Genomic DNA, 16,858 nt, shown 5'->3' with positions numbered 1-16,858 from the left:
AAAAAAGGCTGCAATCGCTTGCAGCCTTTTTGTTTCCCGCGGAGAACATGGCGCCCGCAGGCGCCATGGCTCGCCGTTCAGCGCACGATGGTCTGCGCTTCGCCTTCGGCGCGGGCGCGGATGGCGCCGATGCGGTAGACGGTCTCGCCGGCCGCCTTCAGGTGGGCTTCGGCGGCGTCCGCGTTTTCCTTGGAGACGATCACGGTCATGCCGATGCCGCAGTTGAAGACGCGGTGCATCTCGGCGTCAGCCACGCCGCCATGCTGCTGCAGCCAGGTGAACAGCGGCGGCATGGTCCAGGACTTGGCGTCCAGCTCGGCGGTCAGGTTGTCCTGCAGCACGCGCGGGATGTTTTCGACCAGGCCGCCGCCGGTGATGTGCACCATGCCCTTGACTTCCAGCTTCTCCATCAGCGACAGCAGCGGCTTGACGTAGATGCGGGTCGGGGCCATCAGCACGTCGGCCAGCTTGCGGCCGTGGAAGTCGGCGTTCAGGTCCGGCTTGGCGACTTCCAGGATCTTGCGCACCAGCGAGTAGCCGTTGGAGTGCGCGCCCGAGGAGGCCAGGCCCAGCACCACATCGCCCGGGGCGATCTTGGTGCCGTCGATGATCTTGGACTTTTCCACCGCGCCGACGGCGAAGCCGGCCAGGTCGTATTCGCCGTCCGGGTACATGGAGGGCATTTCGGCGGTCTCGCCGCCGATCAGGGCGCAGCCGGCCTGCTCGCAGCCGGCGGCGATGCCCTTGATGACGTCAGTGGCCGAGGGCACGTCCAGCTTGCCGCAGGCGAAGTAGTCGAGGAAGAACAGCGGCTCGGCGCCCTGCACCAGGATGTCGTTGACGCTCATGGCCACCAGGTCGATACCGACCGTATCGTGCTTGTTCAGGTGGAAAGCCAGCTTGAGCTTGGTGCCCACGCCGTCGGTGCCGGAAACCAGCACCGGCTCCTTGAATTTCTTGCTGATTTCGAACAGGGCGCCGAACCCGCCAATGCCGCCCAGCACGCCTTCACGGGTTGTACGCTTGGCAAAAGGCTTGATCGCCTCGACCAGGGCGTCGCCGGCATCGATGTCGACGCCCGCGTCGCGGTAGGAAAGGGAGACATTGGATGGTGAAGTCATGATGAAATATTGCCAGTGAAGACGGTAAAATAGGAAGTTCTGGGCGAAAATGCCCTGCCAAGCCGTGATTTTAACAAAACCGACACCCCCAAAGCCCGATTCCATGCCTTTTTCTTTGTCCGAAGAGCAAAAACAAAATCTGGTGTGGCTGATCGTCGGACTCCTGCTGTTGGCGCTGCTGGCCGCGCTGGGCCCCATGCTCTCGCCCTTCATCGCCGCCGGCATCATCGGCTATGCCTTGAATCCCGGCGTGGACTGGATCGCCAGCCGCCGCATCGGCCCGGTGCGGGTGCCGCGCTTCGTGGCCGTGACGGTGATGGTGCTGCTGCTGATCCTGGCGGCGCTGGCGCTGGCGCTGATCGTGGTGCCGCTGGTGCTGCGCCAGATCCCGCAGTTGCAGGCGCAGGTGCCGCCGCTGCTCGACAAGCTCAACGCCACCGTCTCCCCGCTGCTGCACCAGCTGGGCATCGACGTGCGCCTGGACCTGGCGGGCATCAAGGCCCTGCTGACGCAGCAGATCAGCACCAGCGGCGACGAACTGTGGGCCTCGGTGCTGGCCTCGGCCCGCGCGGGCGGCACCGCCCTGCTGGCCTGGGCCGCCAACCTGCTGTTCGTGCCGATGGTGCTGTTCTACCTGCTGCAGGACTGGCATCCTTTCCTCAAGCGCTTGCAGACCATGATCCCGCGCCGCTGGGCCGGCCGCATCAACACCATGGCCGTCGAGGTCGACAACCTGCTGGGCCAGTACCTGCGCGGCCAGTTGCTGGTGATGCTGGTGCTGGCGGTCTATTATTCGGCGGCGCTGAAGCTGGCCGGATTCGACAGCGCGCTGCCGGTGGGCGTGCTGACCGGGCTCCTGGTCTTCATTCCCTATGTCGGCTTCGGCATGGGCCTGGTGCTCGCCATCCTGGCCGCCATCCTGCAGTTCGACGGCATGGTCGGCCTGCTGTGGGTGGCGCTGATCTACGGCGCCGGCCAGGTGCTGGAGAGTTTCATCCTGACGCCCAAGCTGGTCGGCGAGCGCATCGGCTTGCATCCGCTGGTCGTCATTTTCGCCCTGCTGGCTTTCGGCCAGCTGTTCGGCTTCGTCGGCGTGCTGCTGGCGCTGCCGGCATCGGCCATCGTCTCGGTGATCGCCACGCATGTGCGCCGCGAGTACCTGGCCAGTCCTTTTTACAACCGCCAGTCATGAAACAGATTCCGCTCGATTTAAGCGCGGACCAGCCGCAAAGCTTTGACACTTTCGTTACTGGCCGCAATGAAGAACTGCTGCAACGCTTGCAGCAGCTGGCCGCGGCCGGCGCGGACAAGTCCGCGCACACCGCCAGCGCCAGCACCGATCGCTTCATCTACCTCTGGGCCGAAGCCGGCGCCGGCAAGAGCCACCTGCTGCACGCGGTGGCGCACCGGGCCGGCGCCGACGCCCGCCTGATCCCGGCCGGCGCGCCGGAATCGGCCTTCGACTACAGCCCGCAGGTCTCGCACTATTTGATCGACGGCGCCGACCAGCTCGGCCCCGAGACCCAGATCGCCGCCTTCAACCTGTTCAACCAGATCCGAGAACAGGGCGGCTGGCTGGTCTCGACCGGCGAACTGCCGCCGACCCGCCTGGAGCTGCGCGAAGACCTGCGCACGCGACTGGGCTGGGGCCTGATCTACCAGGTGCACGGTCTGTCGGACGACGAAAAAATCGCCGCGCTCACGCAAGCGGCGCAGGGTCGAGGACTGGAGCTGCCACCCGGCATGCTGCCTTATCTGCTGACCCACTACAGGCGCGACATGCCTTCGCTGTCGCGCATGCTCGATGCGCTGGACCGCTACTCGCTGGCGACCAAGCGCGCCATCACGCTGCCCTTGCTGCGCGATCTGTTACAACAGGAAGCTGAACAACAATGAACCTCGCCTTATTCGATCTCGACCACACCCTGCTGCCCCTCGACTCCGACCACGAGTGGGGCGAATTCCTGGCCCGCATCGGCGCGGTCGAAGCGGAAAGCTTCCGCAAAGCCAATGACGAATGGTTCGCCCACTACCAGGCCGGCACGCTCGATCCCATCAAGTATCTCGAATTCGCCTTCGGCATCCTGTCGCGCTTCCCGCGCGCGCAGCTCGACGAGATGCACCGCCGCTTCATGGAGGAAGTGGTGCGGCCGGCCATCCTCCCGCAATCCGTGGCGCTGGTGAAGAAGCACCTGGATGCCGGCGACCTGGTGGCCATCGTCACCGCCACCAACCACTTCGTGACCAAGCCCATCGCCGAGCAATTCGGCCGCGTGCACCTGATCGCCGCCATGCCCGAGCTCGACGCCGAGGGCAACATCACCGGCAAGCTGGTGGGCACGCCGACCCTGGGCGCGGGCAAGGTCACCCACACCGGCGCCTGGCTGGCGGGACTGGGCCACACGCTGGAGAAATTCGAGCGCAGCTACTTCTACAGCGACTCGCAGAACGACATCCCGCTGCTGGAGCTGGTGACCCATCCGGTGGCGACCAATCCCAATGCCAAGCTGCTGGCGCATGCGCAAGCGCGCGGCTGGCCGGTGCTGAACCTCTTCGACGAACACGCCCAATGATCAAGAAACTGATTCGCTCCATCCTGGGCAAAGGCAAGAAAACCGCAGGCGGCAGCGGCGGCAAATCGACCGAACCCGACGTGCTCGGCCCCAAGCAGCATGGCATCGATCCTTCGCTGGTCTCGCCCAACGCGGTGCGCGTGACGCAGACACTGCAGGAGGCAGGCTTCAAGGCCTTCATCGTCGGCGGCGCGGTGCGCGACCTGCTGCTGTCGATCAAGCCCAAGGATTTCGACGTCGCCACCAACGCCACGCCGGAGCAGGTCAAGTCGCTGTTCCGCCGCGCCTTCATCATCGGCCGCCGCTTCCAGATCGTGCACGTGATGTTCGGCCAGGAGCTGATCGAGGTCACCACCTTCCGCGGCTCCTCTTCCGACAATGCCCCCAAGGACGAGCACGGCCGCGTGCTGCGCGACAACACCTTCGGCGAACAGCATGAGGACGCCGAGCGGCGCGACTTCACCATCAACGCCATGTACTACGACCCGGCCTCGCAGACGGTGCTGGACTACCACGGCGGCATCGCCGACATCCGCGCCAAGAAGCTGCGCATCATCGGCGAACCGGAAGCGCGCTATCGCGAAGACCCGGTGCGCATGCTGCGCGTGGTGCGCTTCGCGGCCAAGCTCAAATTCACCATCGACCCGGCCAGCAGCGCGCCCATCCGCGTGATGGCGCCGCTCATCGACAACGTGCCGGCGGCGCGCGTGTTCGATGAAATGCTCAAGCTGCTCATGAGCGGCCACGCGCTGGCCTGCCTGCAGCAGCTGCGCAAGGAAGGCCTGCATCACGGCCTGCTGCCGCTGCTGGACGTGGTGCTGGAGCAGCCGCTGGGCGAGAAGTTCGTCACCCTGGCGCTGGCCAACACCGACGCCCGCGTCAAGCAGGGCAAGCCGGTGTCGCCGGGCTTCCTGTTCGCCTCGCTGCTGTGGCACCAGGTGCTGGAGAAGTGGCGCGCCTACCAGGCCGCCGGCGAGTATCCGATCCCGGCCCTGCACCTGGCCGCCGACGACGTGCTCGACGCCCAGACCGAGAAGCTGGCCCTGCAGCGCAAGATCGCGTCCGACATGCGCGACATCTGGGCCATGCAACCGCGCTTCGAGCGCCGCGTCGGCAAGGCGCCGTACAAGCTGCTGGAGCACCTGCGCCTGCGCGCCGGCTACGACTTCCTGCTGCTGCGCTGCGAATCGGGCGAGCTCGAGGCCGAGGTGGGCGAGTGGTGGGATGCATTCATCGCCGGCAACGGCGCCGAGCGCGAGGAGCTGATCGCGCGCAAGCCGGGCGACAGTTCCGCTGCCCCGGGTCCCAAGAAGCGCAAGCGCCGCGGCGGCCGCAACCGTTCCAAGAGCGGCGCGGACGAGCAGGCCGAAGCGGGCGACGACGAAGCCGCGCCGGCCGAACCGGCCCCGGCTCCCGCAGCCAGGCGCAATGCGCCAGTGCGCGAGGATGACGGCGATGTCGCGCCCGTCGAAGGCGAAGCGCCCAAGCGCCGACGTCGCCGCCGCAGCGGCGGCGCGGGCGGCAGCGGCGGTGGCGACGCCGCGCCTGCGGCCGACTGATCGGTTCATCCGCATGGATACGCGGCAGACCGTCGCCTACATCGGCATCGGCGGCAATCTCGGCGATGCCCGCGCCACGGTGGAACAGGCCATCGCGCGTCTGGCGGGCCTGCCGGACTCCCGGCTGCTGCGCACCTCCTCGCTGTACCGCACCGCGCCGGTGGACTCCGGCGGCGACGACTACGTCAACGCCGTGTCGCAGATCTCCACGTCCCTGGCGCCGCTCGAATTGCTGTACGCGTTGCAGCGCATCGAGCTGGACCACGGCCGTGAACGCCCCTACCGCAACGCCCCCCGCACGCTCGACCTCGACCTGCTGCTGTACGGCGAGCTGCGCATCGACAGCGCCGAGCTCTGCGTGCCGCATCCGCGCATGGCGCAGCGCGCCTTCGTGCTGGCGCCCCTGCTCGACATCGAGCCGGCCATCGACATCCCCGGCATCGGCGCGGCGCAAGCTTGCCTGGCCCGCATCGTCGACCAGCCCATCAGCAAGCTCTGACAGCGGCGCCGGCAATGCCGCCGGCGCGCGAACTTCACGACGTCATCCGGTTCTCAGCGTGAGAGGCGCCCCGCGCCCGTCTATCCACGCCAAGGAGATACGCATGAAACTGGAAGGATCCTGCCACTGCGGCGCCGTGCATTTCAGCCTGGAAAGCGACACGCCCTATCCCTATCAGCGCTGCTACTGCTCCATCTGCCGCAAGACCCAGGGCGGCGGCGGTTACGCCATCAACCTCGGCGGCGACTTCAGCACGCTCAGGGTGCGCGGCCGCAATGCCATCAGCATCTATCACGCCCGCATGAAGGAAGCCGGGGACAAGCGCGCCCGCCGCAGCACGGCCGAACGCCACTTCTGCAGCAAGTGCGGCAGCGCGCTGTGGCTGTATAGCCCGGAATGGCCGGACCTGGTGCACCCGTTCGCATCCGCCATCGATACGCCGCTGCCGGCGCCGCCTGAGCGCACGCACCTGCTGCTCGACTCGAAGGCGCCGTGGGTGGAGGTGGAGAAGAAAAAGAAGGACAAGAGCTTCCGGCATTTCCCGCAGGAGTCCTTGCTGGAATGGCACCAGCGCCTGGGCTTCGCCAAGCGCTAGCGGCGGCGGGACTGCGGGATCAGGCGGCGCCGCCCGACGAGAGCGGGCGCAATTCAGGCAGGCGGCGATGGTGCCCCTTCAACCATACCGGCAGCTCGTTGGCCGGCATCGGCTTGGCGATCAGGTAGCCCTGGCCGATGTTGCAGCCGGAGTCCTGCAGCAGCCGCCAGTCTTCCATGGTCTCGATGCCTTCGGCCACCGTCACCAGCTCCAGCCGATTGGCCATGTCCAGCGCAGACTGCAGGATCACGCGCAGGTTCTTGCGTTCATGCGCGCCGTGCACAAAGGAGCGGTCGATCTTCAGCTCGGTGAAGGGGATGCGCGCGAGCTGCTGCATCGATGAGAAGCCGGTGCCGTAGTCGTCGATCGAGAGCCCGAAGCCCTTCAACCGCAGGCGCGCCAGCATGCCCAGCGAGCTGCCTTTGTGCGCCACCACCGAGCTCTCCGTGATTTCCAGCACCACCTGGTCGGCCGGCAGCGCGTGGCGGCCCACCAGCTCCATGATGCGCTGCATGAAGTCGGGCTGCTCCAGCGACAGCGGCGACAGGTTCACCGCCACCTTGATCGCCAGGCCGCGGCTGTGCCAGATGGCGGCCTGCGCCATCGCGTGATCCATCATGCTGATGGTGAGGTCGTGGATCAGGCCGCACTGCTCGGCCATCGGGATGAAGCGATCCGGCGCGATCATGCCGCGCTCCGGATGGATCCAGCGCGCCAGCGCTTCCACGCCCTTGAGGATGCCGGTCTGCACGTCGACCTTGGGCTGGTAGTAGGGCACGATCTGGCCGCCGGTGATGGCCGAGTAAAGGTCGGCCTCGCACATCGACGGCGCCGGATCGGCGTTCTGATGGGCGTCGCCGCGCGCCGGCTTGAAGGTGCGCAGGGCCGATTGCAGCTTGTCCTGGTTCAATGGCTTTTGCAGGGCGCCGATGACGCGCATGCCCAGGGCCTGGATCATGGTTTCCACCGACAGCAGCAGCGAGGCCTCGCGGCTGGAGGCGACGATCAGCGGCATGTCCACGCCGTCCTGCTGCAGGTGCTGGATCAGTTCGATGCCGTCCATGCCCGGCATCTCCAGGTCGATCACGGCCAGGCCCGGCGGCAGCTTCAGCAAGGCCAGCAGCTCAAGCGCCTCGTTGCCGTCGCCGGCCTCGTAGATCATGTCGATCCCCAGCTCGCGCAGCAGGCCGACGGTGTGCTGCCGCTGCAGCGCACTGTCGTCGACCACCAGCGCCGACTCGATCAACTCACTCAGGTTCTCGGAAGCCATATCGTTCAATCACTGCAGAAATGTTTGCAAGAGGGACGACGTCGCCCACGCCCCCCAACTGTATCGCTTCTTTCGGCATGCCGAAGACGACGCTGCTGCGCTCGTCCTGGGCATAGGTGGCGGCGCCCCGCTGCGCCATTTCCTTCATGCCGCGCGCGCCGTCGTCGCCCATGCCGGTCATGATGATGCCCACCGCGTTGCCGCCGGCGGCCTTGGCCACCGAGCGGAACAACACATCCACCGAGGGCTTGTGCCTGCTCACGAGAGGGCCGTTGACGACCTCGACATAGTATTGCACGCCGTCCCGTTTCACGAGCAAGTGCATCCCGCCCGGCGCGATCAATACGCGGCCCGGCATCACCATGTCAAGGTGCTCGGCTTGTTTCACCTCGACTTGTGAAATTTTGTGAAGCCGTTCGGCGAAACTTTGCGTGAAGCGCTCCGGCATGTGCTGCACCACCACCACGCCGGGACTGTTCGCGCCCAATGCGCCCAGCACCCTCTCCAGCGCCTGCGGCCCGCCGGTGGAGGCGCCGATGGCGACGATCTTCGCCGTGGCCGGGGGAAAGGCGTCGGCCGGCCCCGGCGGCGGCAGCACCGCATCGGCGCTGTAGCGCTGCAGGTCCGTGGGCCAGCCTTGTGGATGCAGCAGCTCGCGCGGCGCGGCGCGGGCGGCCTTGGGGACGACGGCTGTGGCCGGCGCCGCGTGGCGCTGCGCGCCCGCCTGCACGGCGGCGCGGATGGCACGGGCCAGGTCGTCGCGGGCGACGTGCAGGAAGTCGCGCACGCCCAGCGCCGGCTTGGAGATCACGCTTACCGCGCCGGCTGCGAGCGCCTCGGCCACCAGGCGGGCGTCGCCGTTGCTGTGCGCCGTGCAGATGATCACCGGCGTGGGCCGCGTTGCCATGATCTGCCTGAGGAAGGTGATGCCGTCCATGCGCGGCATCTCGACGTCGAGCACGATCACATCCGGCCAGTCCTGGCTCATCTTGCGCATGGCGAAGATGGGATCGGACGCGGTCGCCACCACCTGGATGTCGCTGGTGGCCGTGAGCAGCTCCTGCATCAGCTGGCGCACCACCGAGGAATCGTCCACCACCATCACGCGGATCATGGCGCGCTCCCGACGGGAGGACTGCCGATGGCGGGCGCCGCGTTCATTGCGGCTTTCGGTAGATGGACGGCGAATGCATCTCCAGCCCGAGGTCCATGCCGTGCAGGGATTCGGAATGACCCACCACCAGGTAGCCGCCGGGCTTGAGCCGCTCAATCACCGAACGCACCACCTGCACCTTGGTCGGGAAGTCGAAGTAGATGATCACGTTGCGCAGGAAGATCAGGTCGAAATCGCCGTCGTCGGCGGCATCCAGGTCGGTCAGGTTGCGCTGGCCGAACTCCACCTTGCGGCGCAGCTCGCCGTCGACCAGGAAATGTCCCTCATACTCGCCGGTGCCGCGCAGGCAATAGCGGCGCAGGTAGGCCTTGGGAATGTTCTGTCCGCGCGCCATGGGATACAGCGCGCGCCGCGCGAAGCTGAGCACGCGCGTGCTGATGTCGGAGGCGAACACCGACCACGCGGCGTTGGGCCGGTGGTGGTCCAGCAGCATGGCCAGCGTATAAGCCTCCTCGCCGGTAGAGCTGGCCGCGCTCCAGGCGCGCAGCGTCTTGGCGCCGGACCAGGCGGGCAGGAACTCGCTGCAAAGGAAATCGAAGTGGCCCTGCTCGCGGAAGAAATAGGTCTCGTTGGTGGTGATCAGGTCGATCGCGCGCTGGCGCTCGGCGGCGCCGTCGGCGGCGGCGATCATGGCGTGGTACTGGCCCAGCTCGCGCAGGCCCAGTTCGTGCAGGCGGCCGCCCAGCCGGCTTTGCAGCAGGGCCTTCTTCGACACCGGGAGATGAAGGCCGATGTAGCGCTTGAACAGCTGCTGGAACAACAGCATGTCGCGGTCGCTGACATCGGGATCAACCAGTGCGGGGCCGCTGTGCATGGCGCTATTCCTCCCGCCCTTCGGCATGCGCGCGCAGCATCCGCTCTTCCGCGCCGGCCCGCTCGTCGCCGCCCAGCACGCCGTCCGAGCTCATGCCCAGCAGGCTCGCCAGCTCATCCACCGACAGCGCGCGCGGCACGTCCAGCACCACCACGAAACGCCCGTTGATGTTGATCATGCCCTCGATGAAATCGGCGCGGATGCCGGCGCCGAAAGAGGGGCGCGGCTCGATGCTGCCGGCCTCCACGCTGAGCACCGCGCTGACGGCGTCCACCATCACGCCCAGCAGCAACTGCTGCTCGTCCTGCAACAGCTCGAGGATGATGACGCAGGTGCGCTTGGCCACCACCGTGGGGGCGCGCCCGAAGCGCACCGCCAGGTCGATCACCGGCACCACCGCGCCGCGCAGGTTGATGACCCCGCGCAGGAAACTGGGCATCAGCGGCACCTCGGTCAGGCCGCCGAATTCGATGATCTCGCGGATACTGCCGATGGGCATCGCAAAACTCTCGGCGCCGACCAGGAAGGTCAGGAACTGGCGGCTCTCGACCGCTTCTTCCTGCTGACGCTTCTTGAAGGAATCGCCGTTCAACGACACGCTAGGCATTGCCTTCTCCCCTTGCTAAACCTGTTTCGTCCATCTTGCTCATGCCGGCCTCCGGGCCGGCCGCATGTCAAAAGCGCTTGAACGACGACTCGTCGATCGGCGGCTGGCCGTCGGCGCCGTCCAGCATCGACAGGCGCCGCACGCGCGGCTCCGCGCCGATATTGGGCTTCTGGTTCACCACCGTCTCCGGGCGTGTGGGCACCTTGCGCGCATCGCCCACGCGGAAGAAACGCATCAGGTCCTGCAGGTGGATCGCCTGCGCGCTCATTTCCTCCGAGGTCGACGACAGCTCTTCGGACGCCGACGCCGTCATCTGCGTAGTCTGCGCCATCTGGTGCACGGCGTTGTTGATCTGCTCCAGGCCGGCCGACTGTTCGTGGGAGGCCGCCGCGATCTCCTGCACCAGGTCGGCGGTCTTGCGGATCGACGGCACCATCTGGTTGAGCAGGCCGCCGGCCTTCTCGGCCAGGCCCACGCTCTGCTCGGCCACGGCGATGATTTCCTGGGCCGCGGTCTGCGAGCGCTCGGCCAGCTTGCGCACCTCGGCCGCCACCACCGCGAAGCCCTTGCCGTGCTCGCCGGCTCGCGCCGCCTCGATGGCCGCGTTCAGCGCCAGCAGGTTGGTCTGGTAGGCGATGTCGTCGATGATGCCGATCTTGCTGGCAATCTGCTTCATCGCCGCCACCGTCTCGCGCACCGCATCGCCGCCCTCCGTGGCCGCGCTGGCCGAGAGGCTGGCGATGCCGTCGGTGGTGCGCGCGTTCTCGGCGTTCTGGGCGATGGTGGCGGTGATCTGCTCCACCGAGGCGCTGGTTTCCTCGACGTTGGAGGCCTGCTGCGAAGCGTTGTGCGACAGCGCCTGCGAAGAGGAGGAAATCTGCTCCGAGGCCGAGGCCAGCGAGCTGGCGGTGCCGCCGACATCGCCGATCACGTCGGTCCACTTGTTGATCATCTGCTGGGTGCTGTAGAGCACGCTGACCTTGTCCTTCTTGCGCAGCGGCACCGCCACCGTGAGGTCGCCTTCGGCCACCCGCCGCAGCACCGTCATGGCGTCGCGCGGCTCGCCGCCGATCTGGGAACGGATCGTGCAGTAGGCGAACCACAGGCAGCCGAACAGCAACAGCACCGAGGCGCCCAGCAGCCAGAAGATCTTCTGCTCGAGGTCGACGTAGTCGCGCTGCGCACGCTCCACCTTGGCCTGGGTGCGCTCGTCGACCAGCCGCAGGAAGTCGTTGATCGGGCTCATCACACGGCCGAACAGGGCGCGATAGGTCTGGTCGAACACCAGCTCCTGGGCCATCGCCTGGTTGGGCGCGCCGACTACGGTGAACTTGCCCTCGCCGTCGTCGAACTCGCCCTTGACGGCGTGGAAGGCGGTGATGTCGATCCTGGAGAGCTGGTCGGCCACGCCGATGGCCTCCTGCATTTTGCCCAGCTCCTGCTCGGTGAAGCCGGACTGCTTCATCAGGTCGGTCAGCGGCACCGGCTTGGCGCCGGTGTCGGCCGGCAGCTTGCGCGCGCTGACCAGGTCCCAGTTGAAGCGTTCATAGTTCTTCGGACGCGCGCGCTTGCCGTTGCGGATGTCCATGATCATGTAGTAGCGGTCTTCGTCGTTGGGGTCTCCCGTGGTGACGTAGGCGCGCGCGAACTTGGTCATGTCCTCGGTGGTGCGGCGCAGTTCGTTGGCCAGCGCCGATGAGTAGTAGCGCGACTCGTGCGCGCGCTCCAGCGCCAGGTTGGCCTCCTTCAACGCGCCGGTCAGGCTGACCACCACCGCCACCAGGATGGACAGCACCAGCGCCAGCCAGATGAAGAGCTGCTTGATGCTCATCCTGTGGGTCATCGTATTTTGCATAGTGTCGTCCTCTGTGCCGGCATTTACTGTTCCGACGCCACGCCGCGTTCGGCCTGGGTCAGCGGATTGCTGTGTTCCTGCTGCTGCGTGTACTGCACCAGATGCGGGATATCGATGATCAGCGCCACCCGGCCGTCGCCCAGGATGGTCGATCCGGACAAGCCCTTGACCTTGCCGAACAGGCGGCCCAGCGGCTTGATCACGGCCTGGCATTCGCCCAGCAGGCCGTCCACCAGCAAGCCCGCGCGCAACTGGCCGTACTGCACGATCACCAGGCTGTTGCGCCCGCGCTCGCGCGCCGGCAGGTCGAACAGTTCGCGCAGGTGCACGAAGGGCAGCGGCTCGTCCCGTACCGAGACGATATTGTGCTCGGGGCGCTGCGGCGGCATGTCGATGCATTCCACCACCATATCCAGCGGAATCACGAACACCGCGTTGCCGACCATCACCTGGAAGCCGGAGATGATCGCCAGCGTCAGCGGCAGGCGCACGCGCACCACGGTGCCGCGCCCGCGCTCGGTATCGATGGCGACCTCGCCGTGCAGCGCGTCGATGTTGCGCTTGACCACGTCCATGCCGACGCCGCGGCCGGACAGCGCGGTCACCTGGCGGGCGGTGGAGAAACCCGGCTCGAACACGAAGCGATAGATGTCGGCGTCGGCGAGGTCGGCGTCCGCGGTGGTCAGGCCGCGCTGGATGGCGGTGGCCAGGATGCGGTCGCGATCCATGCCGCGGCCGTCGTCCATCACCTCGATCACCACGCTGCCCGATTCATGGGTGGCATTGAGCTGCAGCGTCGCCTTGGGCGGCTTGCCGGCGGCGATGCGCTCGGCCGCGGGTTCGATGCCATGGTCGATGGCGTTGCGCACGATGTGCATCAGCGGATCGGCGATGCGTTCGATCATCGACTTGTCGAGCTCGGTCTCGGAGCCGGTCAGCACCAGCTCGATGTCCTTGTCGAGGTCGCGTGCGATATCGCGCACGATGCGCGGGAAGCGCTGGAACACTTCGCTGACCTGGACCATGCGCAAGGTCAGCGCGGCGTCGCGGATCTGCTCCATCAGCGCGTCGATGGCCTGGGTGGCTTCCTCGAACTGGGCGTCCTTGCGGCGTCGCGCGACCAGTCGCGCGCTGGCGCCGGCGATCACCAGCTCGCCCACCAGATCGATCAGCTGATCGAGCTTGGAGACTTCGATCTTGATGAATTTCTGTTCCTGCGCGCGACGATCTTCCAGCGCGCGCGGACGCACGCCGTCCAGCGCCAGCGCGGCGGCAGGGGCCGCGCGCAGGTGCGGCAATTCGTGTTCCGGGCCGCGCTCGGCCGCGTGCGCATCGACGCCGGCGCCGCCCAGCCGGCCCCACTCCTCGTCGCTCAGCGCGCCGTGGCTGCGCCACATGCAACCCAGCGCGGCGGCGCCCTGCTCGCCCAGGCGCGCCAGCAAGGCGGCGTAATGGGCCATGGGGCTGTGCGGCGGCAGGATGTCGATGCGGCTGTCGTCGCGCACGAACTCGAACACGTTGTGCAGCGTCTCCAGCGTGGAATCCGAGACCAGGCAGATTTCAAAGCCCAGGTAGCAGCTCTCGGGATCCATCTGCGCGGCGTCCGGCATGTATTCCAGCACCGGCGTGATGGCGACGATGCGCCCCAGGGTGCGCAGGTAATGCAGGAAGGACAACGGGTCGAGGCCGTCGCGCAGCACGTCCTCGTTGAATTGCAGCGACAGGTGCCAATACGGGTTGGAGGCCGGCGCATCGCCGTCGACCAGGGCCAGCAATGCCCGCGCCAGATCGGCGTCGCGCGCCTGCCCGGCGCCGGCCGCAGGTTCCGCGCCCGGCGCCGCTGCGGCGTCCTGCGCTGCGGCCACGCGCTCCTCGGCCTTGCGCGCCATCGCGCGCAGTTCGGCTTCCAGCGCCTGGCGCCGGTTCAGGTCGGGTTCCTGGCCCTCCTCGCGGCGCTCGATGGCGTCGACCAGTTCGCCGATGTAGTCGCCGCACTGGAGCAGCAGCGACATCATGTGATCGTCCAGCGGCAGTTCCTCGTTGCGCACCTTGTCCAGCACGTGCTCCAGCTGGTGCGTGAACTGCACGATGCTGTCGAAGGCGAACAGGCCGGCCGAACCCTTGATGGTGTGGGCGGCGCGGAAGATGGCGTTGATGGTGTCCTTGCCCGGGCCGTCCATTTCGATCTGCAGCAGCGCGGCTTCCATGGCCACCAGCAGTTCGCGGGCCTCCTGCACCACGGCGTCGCGCGCGGAGTCCTTCCTCATGCGGCCCCCTCTTGCCCGGGGCCGGCGCCGAACAGGCCGTGCAGCTGCAGCAGGTCGAACACGGTCAGCACCGCCGGGCTGTACGCCGCGACGTCGATGCCGCGGCCGCCGCGACGCGCCTCGCGCTGCAGCAGCAACAGCAGCTGGACGCCGGCGGTGTCGATCTCGTCCACGCCCGACAGGTCCAGCGCAATGTCCTCGGCGGCCGACGACAGCGCGTGCAGCAGCTCAGGCTTGCGCTCGGCAGCCTGGAAGATGGTCAGCCCGCCGCCGATGGTCAGCAGCAGCTTGCCGTTGTGGACGGTGTGCTTGAGCGGCATGGTGAAACTCTTGGTTCTTTCCGTATTCGTTTTACGTGGCCGTCAGGGCTGCACCAGCTTGGCCACCGCGTCGAGCAGCACCGGCGGCTGGAACGGCTTGTTGACCCAGGCGCGGATGCCGATCGCCTTGCCCTCCTGCTTGCGCGCCTCGCTGCTCTCGGTGGTCAGCATGATCACCGGCGTGAACTTGTAGGCCGGCATCTGCTTCATCTCGCGCACGAAGGACAGGCCATCGAGGTTGGGCATGTTGAGGTCGGAGATGACCAGGTTGAACTTGCGGCCGTCCAGCGCCTTCAACGCCTCCTTGCCATCGGCCGCCTCGACGACCTGGTAGCCGGCGCCCTTCAGGGCGATCGAAATGGTCTGCCGCAGGCTGAATGAATCGTCGACGATCAATATGCATTTTTCCATGAAGGCTCCGTCAAAAGAAGTCCACTTGCGACTGCTGTGCGTTGTTGGTCTGCTGGCCGGCGTGCATCTGGCGCTGCTCCGGAGTGGTGTAGGTCTTTTCCAGGTCGGCCAGCCATTGCTCGGGCGATGGCAGCGCGGGCGCGACGGCGGCCTGCTGCAGGCGGCCGATGTCGCGCTGCACGTGGTCGAGGATCTGGCTGATGCGGTCCTGGAATTGCAGGTTGACCAGGATGTCGCACACCTCGCGGTCGACTTCCCGGTTCTCGCCCTCAAGCTGCTCGACGGAGGCCGAGAGCTTCAGCGCCGATTCGCGGAAGTCGGCCACGACGCGGTCGATCACTTCGCGCGGGTTCTCGATGATGCCGCCGGCGGCCACCGAGGCTTCGCCCGCGCTGCCGATGGCGGCGATGATCTGGTGCCGCACGTTCTTGGCGCGCGTGGCGATCTGGCGGCTGTTCTCGGCCGAGCGTCCGGCCAGCTCCTGCCAGCTCTGCTCGTCGCTGAGGAGGTCGGTGACGCCGGTACGGCCGGCCAGCTGTTCGTTCTCCTGCGCCAGCCGGCGGATCTCGTCATTGGCCGCAGCCAGCGTGTCGAGCCGGGCCAGCAGCGCCTGGCGCGAGGCCAGCACGCTCTCCAGCGCCGAGGCGATGCCATCGAGCTGCGTGGCCGCAGCTTGGATCGCCTGCAGCACGTCGGCATTCTTGCCGCTTTGCGACAGGTCGAGCGCGCCGCCCAGCCGCTCGTGGATGCCGACGAACCGCGCGGTCAGGTTGTCGATGGCGGACTTGGTCTGTCCGCGCGCCAGTTGCACATGTCCCTGCCAGACCGGCAGCAGGCGCTGCAACAGGCCGGCCAGCGCGCCGTCGGCCGCAACCTCGCCGGCCTGCGTCGGCGCGGGCAAGCCGGCGACCGGATCGGGCGCCGGCAGGCAGGTCAGGTAGAAAGAGCCTCCGATCAGCAGGCCCACCAGGCCGCCCAGCCACCAGTGCTGCGACAGCAGCATGAACAGCAGCAGGTTCACCAGGCACAGCACCGGCAAGATATTGCGTAGCGATTTCACAGCCACCCATCCAGAAAATGTTGTTGTTTTTACCAGCAGATACCGGAGTCCCCCCGGCGTCCATCCATCGTTATCGGCAAGCCTGAACTGTTTTTTTAGCAATATTCCGGGAATTTACCAAATATTGCCCTTCCTCAGCCTGCTGCGGGCATGCGCGGCCAAAGGCACTAATCGACCCGGCTTCCGGTCTATCATGCTGCGCATGCGGCGCCGCACGGCCGCAGCACGGAAGAAGGGGCAAGTTTATTGTGCAGGCTCCCCGGCAGCGGCCTTATGACGAATAAAGGCCGAATTCCTGCTGAGTTATCCGTCACATGCGCCGACGCCGCCTCAACATTATCAAAACACCAATTAGAAGAAGACAGCCACATGTTCAACTCCATTCCCGTCTGGGCGCAGACCGCCGGCCTGCTGACCCTGTCCAACCTGTTCATGACCTTCGCCTGGTACGGCCACCTGCGCAGCCTGGCGGCCAAGCCATGGTGGATCGCCGCCATCATCAGCTGGGCCATCGCCCTGTTCGAATACCTGCTGCAGGTGCCGGCCAACCGCATCGGCTATACCCAGTTCAGCCTGGCCCAGCTGAAGATCATGCAGGAGGCGATCACGCTCACCGTGTTCGTGCCCTTCGCCATGATCTACATGGACCAGCCGTTCAAGCTCGACTACCTGTGGGCAGGCCTGTGCCTGCTGGGCGCGGTGTTCTTCATCTTCCGCACCTGAACGTCGCGGC

17 protein-coding genes are annotated in these 16,858 nt (G+C 66.8%); 7 read left to right on the top strand and 10 right to left on the bottom strand.

Going from position 1 to position 16,858, the window contains the following annotated elements; all coding sequences use genetic code 11:
* Positions 1-77: 77 nt before the first annotated feature.
* Positions 78-1,121: a phosphoribosylformylglycinamidine cyclo-ligase gene (purM, locus tag Herbaro_RS03230; RefSeq protein ID WP_209608776.1), complete on the bottom strand. Its 1,044-nt coding sequence runs from the start codon at positions 1,119-1,121 to the stop codon at positions 78-80.
* A 103-nt stretch (positions 1,122-1,224) separates the two neighbouring features.
* Here purM and Herbaro_RS03225 point away from each other — a divergent pair, with 103 nt between their 5' ends.
* The 6 genes from Herbaro_RS03225 to Herbaro_RS03200 all read left to right on the top strand — a co-directional run bounded on the left by Herbaro_RS03225 (position 1,225) and on the right by Herbaro_RS03200 (position 6,347).
* Positions 1,225-2,313 (top strand): AI-2E family transporter, encoded by a 1,089-nt coding sequence (locus tag Herbaro_RS03225; protein WP_275012407.1) that lies wholly within the window; start codon positions 1,225-1,227, stop codon positions 2,311-2,313.
* Positions 2,310-3,017, top strand: coding sequence for a DnaA regulatory inactivator Hda (gene hda / locus Herbaro_RS03220; RefSeq protein WP_275012406.1), 708 nt, complete (start codon positions 2,310-2,312; stop codon positions 3,015-3,017). The genes Herbaro_RS03225 and hda overlap by 4 nt, the downstream gene beginning before the upstream one ends.
* Positions 3,014-3,694 (top strand): histidinol-phosphatase, encoded by a 681-nt coding sequence (locus tag Herbaro_RS03215; protein ID WP_275012405.1) that lies wholly within the window; start codon positions 3,014-3,016, stop codon positions 3,692-3,694. Before hda ends, Herbaro_RS03215 begins: the two co-directional genes overlap by 4 nt.
* Positions 3,691-5,253, top strand: coding sequence for a polynucleotide adenylyltransferase PcnB (gene pcnB / locus Herbaro_RS03210; protein WP_275012404.1), 1,563 nt, complete (start codon positions 3,691-3,693; stop codon positions 5,251-5,253). Before Herbaro_RS03215 ends, pcnB begins: the two co-directional genes overlap by 4 nt.
* A 13-nt stretch (positions 5,254-5,266) precedes the next feature.
* Positions 5,267-5,752 carry a 2-amino-4-hydroxy-6-hydroxymethyldihydropteridine diphosphokinase gene (gene folK, locus Herbaro_RS03205; RefSeq protein WP_275012403.1) on the top strand — a complete coding sequence of 162 codons (486 nt, stop codon included), beginning with the start codon at positions 5,267-5,269 and terminating at the stop codon, positions 5,750-5,752.
* Positions 5,753-5,855: 103 nt separating this feature from the next.
* Complete coding sequence (locus tag Herbaro_RS03200) at positions 5,856-6,347, top strand: GFA family protein (RefSeq protein WP_275012402.1); 492 nt, start codon at positions 5,856-5,858, stop codon at positions 6,345-6,347.
* A 19-nt stretch (positions 6,348-6,366) separates the two neighbouring features.
* On the opposite strand, the gene Herbaro_RS03195 is transcribed toward Herbaro_RS03200, so the two are convergent.
* From Herbaro_RS03195 to Herbaro_RS03155, 9 genes are all read right to left on the bottom strand, one after another.
* Entirely contained in the window at positions 6,367-7,617 is a 1,251-nt protein-coding gene (locus Herbaro_RS03195; protein ID WP_275012401.1) for an EAL domain-containing response regulator, read from the bottom strand.
* Positions 7,595-8,731: a protein-glutamate methylesterase/protein-glutamine glutaminase gene (locus Herbaro_RS03190; protein WP_275012400.1), complete on the bottom strand. Its 1,137-nt coding sequence runs from the start codon at positions 8,729-8,731 to the stop codon at positions 7,595-7,597. The genes Herbaro_RS03195 and Herbaro_RS03190 overlap by 23 nt, the downstream gene beginning before the upstream one ends.
* 43 nt (positions 8,732-8,774) lie before the next feature.
* Entirely contained in the window at positions 8,775-9,605 is an 831-nt protein-coding gene (locus Herbaro_RS03185) for a CheR family methyltransferase (RefSeq protein WP_275012399.1), read from the bottom strand.
* A 4-nt stretch (positions 9,606-9,609) separates the two neighbouring features.
* Entirely contained in the window at positions 9,610-10,212 is a 603-nt protein-coding gene (locus Herbaro_RS03180) for a chemotaxis protein CheW (RefSeq protein WP_275012398.1), read from the bottom strand.
* 67 nt (positions 10,213-10,279) lie between these two features.
* A complete protein-coding gene (locus tag Herbaro_RS03175) occupies positions 10,280-12,067 on the bottom strand; it encodes a methyl-accepting chemotaxis protein (protein WP_275012397.1) in 1,788 nt (595 codons plus the stop codon).
* A gap of 23 nt (positions 12,068-12,090) precedes the next feature.
* Entirely contained in the window at positions 12,091-14,334 is a 2,244-nt protein-coding gene (locus Herbaro_RS03170; RefSeq protein ID WP_275012396.1) for a chemotaxis protein CheA, read from the bottom strand.
* Complete coding sequence (locus Herbaro_RS03165) at positions 14,331-14,654, bottom strand: STAS domain-containing protein (RefSeq protein WP_275012395.1); 324 nt, start codon at positions 14,652-14,654, stop codon at positions 14,331-14,333. The genes Herbaro_RS03170 and Herbaro_RS03165 overlap by 4 nt, the downstream gene beginning before the upstream one ends.
* 42 nt (positions 14,655-14,696) lie before the next feature.
* Positions 14,697-15,065 carry a response regulator gene (locus tag Herbaro_RS03160; protein WP_275012394.1) on the bottom strand — a complete coding sequence of 123 codons (369 nt, stop codon included), beginning with the start codon at positions 15,063-15,065 and terminating at the stop codon, positions 14,697-14,699.
* Positions 15,066-15,075: 10 nt separating this feature from the next.
* Positions 15,076-16,125, bottom strand: coding sequence for a coiled-coil domain-containing protein (locus Herbaro_RS03155; protein ID WP_275012393.1), 1,050 nt, complete (start codon positions 16,123-16,125; stop codon positions 15,076-15,078).
* Between the two features lie 369 nt (positions 16,126-16,494).
* Between Herbaro_RS03155 and Herbaro_RS03150 the strand changes: the two genes are divergently transcribed.
* On the top strand, positions 16,495-16,848 hold the full coding sequence (locus Herbaro_RS03150) for a DMT family protein (RefSeq protein ID WP_275012392.1): 354 nt from the start codon (positions 16,495-16,497) through the stop codon (positions 16,846-16,848).
* The last annotated feature ends 10 nt before the right edge of the window (positions 16,849-16,858 follow it).

This window comes from Herbaspirillum sp. WKF16, assembly GCF_028993615.1.
GTDB lineage: Bacteria > Pseudomonadota > Gammaproteobacteria > Burkholderiales > Burkholderiaceae_D > Herbaspirillum.
This window is presented reverse-complemented; position numbering and strand designations above follow the sequence as displayed.

Coding starts and splice junctions, on each gene's coding strand:
- purM (WP_209608776.1), bottom strand. CDS start 1,121: ATGACTTCACCATCCAATGTCTCCCTTTCCTACCGCGACGCGGGCGTC.
- Herbaro_RS03225 (WP_275012407.1), top strand. CDS start 1,225: ATGCCTTTTTCTTTGTCCGAAGAGCAAAAACAAAATCTGGTGTGGCTG.
- hda (WP_275012406.1), top strand. CDS start 2,310: ATGAAACAGATTCCGCTCGATTTAAGCGCGGACCAGCCGCAAAGCTTT.
- Herbaro_RS03215 (WP_275012405.1), top strand. CDS start 3,014: ATGAACCTCGCCTTATTCGATCTCGACCACACCCTGCTGCCCCTCGAC.
- pcnB (WP_275012404.1), top strand. CDS start 3,691: ATGATCAAGAAACTGATTCGCTCCATCCTGGGCAAAGGCAAGAAAACC.
- folK (WP_275012403.1), top strand. CDS start 5,267: ATGGATACGCGGCAGACCGTCGCCTACATCGGCATCGGCGGCAATCTC.
- Herbaro_RS03200 (WP_275012402.1), top strand. CDS start 5,856: ATGAAACTGGAAGGATCCTGCCACTGCGGCGCCGTGCATTTCAGCCTG.
- Herbaro_RS03195 (WP_275012401.1), bottom strand. CDS start 7,617: ATGGCTTCCGAGAACCTGAGTGAGTTGATCGAGTCGGCGCTGGTGGTC.
- Herbaro_RS03190 (WP_275012400.1), bottom strand. CDS start 8,731: ATGATCCGCGTGATGGTGGTGGACGATTCCTCGGTGGTGCGCCAGCTG.
- Herbaro_RS03185 (WP_275012399.1), bottom strand. CDS start 9,605: ATGCACAGCGGCCCCGCACTGGTTGATCCCGATGTCAGCGACCGCGAC.
- Herbaro_RS03180 (WP_275012398.1), bottom strand. CDS start 10,212: ATGCCTAGCGTGTCGTTGAACGGCGATTCCTTCAAGAAGCGTCAGCAG.
- Herbaro_RS03175 (WP_275012397.1), bottom strand. CDS start 12,067: ATGCAAAATACGATGACCCACAGGATGAGCATCAAGCAGCTCTTCATC.
- Herbaro_RS03170 (WP_275012396.1), bottom strand. CDS start 14,334: ATGAGGAAGGACTCCGCGCGCGACGCCGTGGTGCAGGAGGCCCGCGAA.
- Herbaro_RS03165 (WP_275012395.1), bottom strand. CDS start 14,654: ATGCCGCTCAAGCACACCGTCCACAACGGCAAGCTGCTGCTGACCATC.
- Herbaro_RS03160 (WP_275012394.1), bottom strand. CDS start 15,065: ATGGAAAAATGCATATTGATCGTCGACGATTCATTCAGCCTGCGGCAG.
- Herbaro_RS03150 (WP_275012392.1), top strand. CDS start 16,495: ATGTTCAACTCCATTCCCGTCTGGGCGCAGACCGCCGGCCTGCTGACC.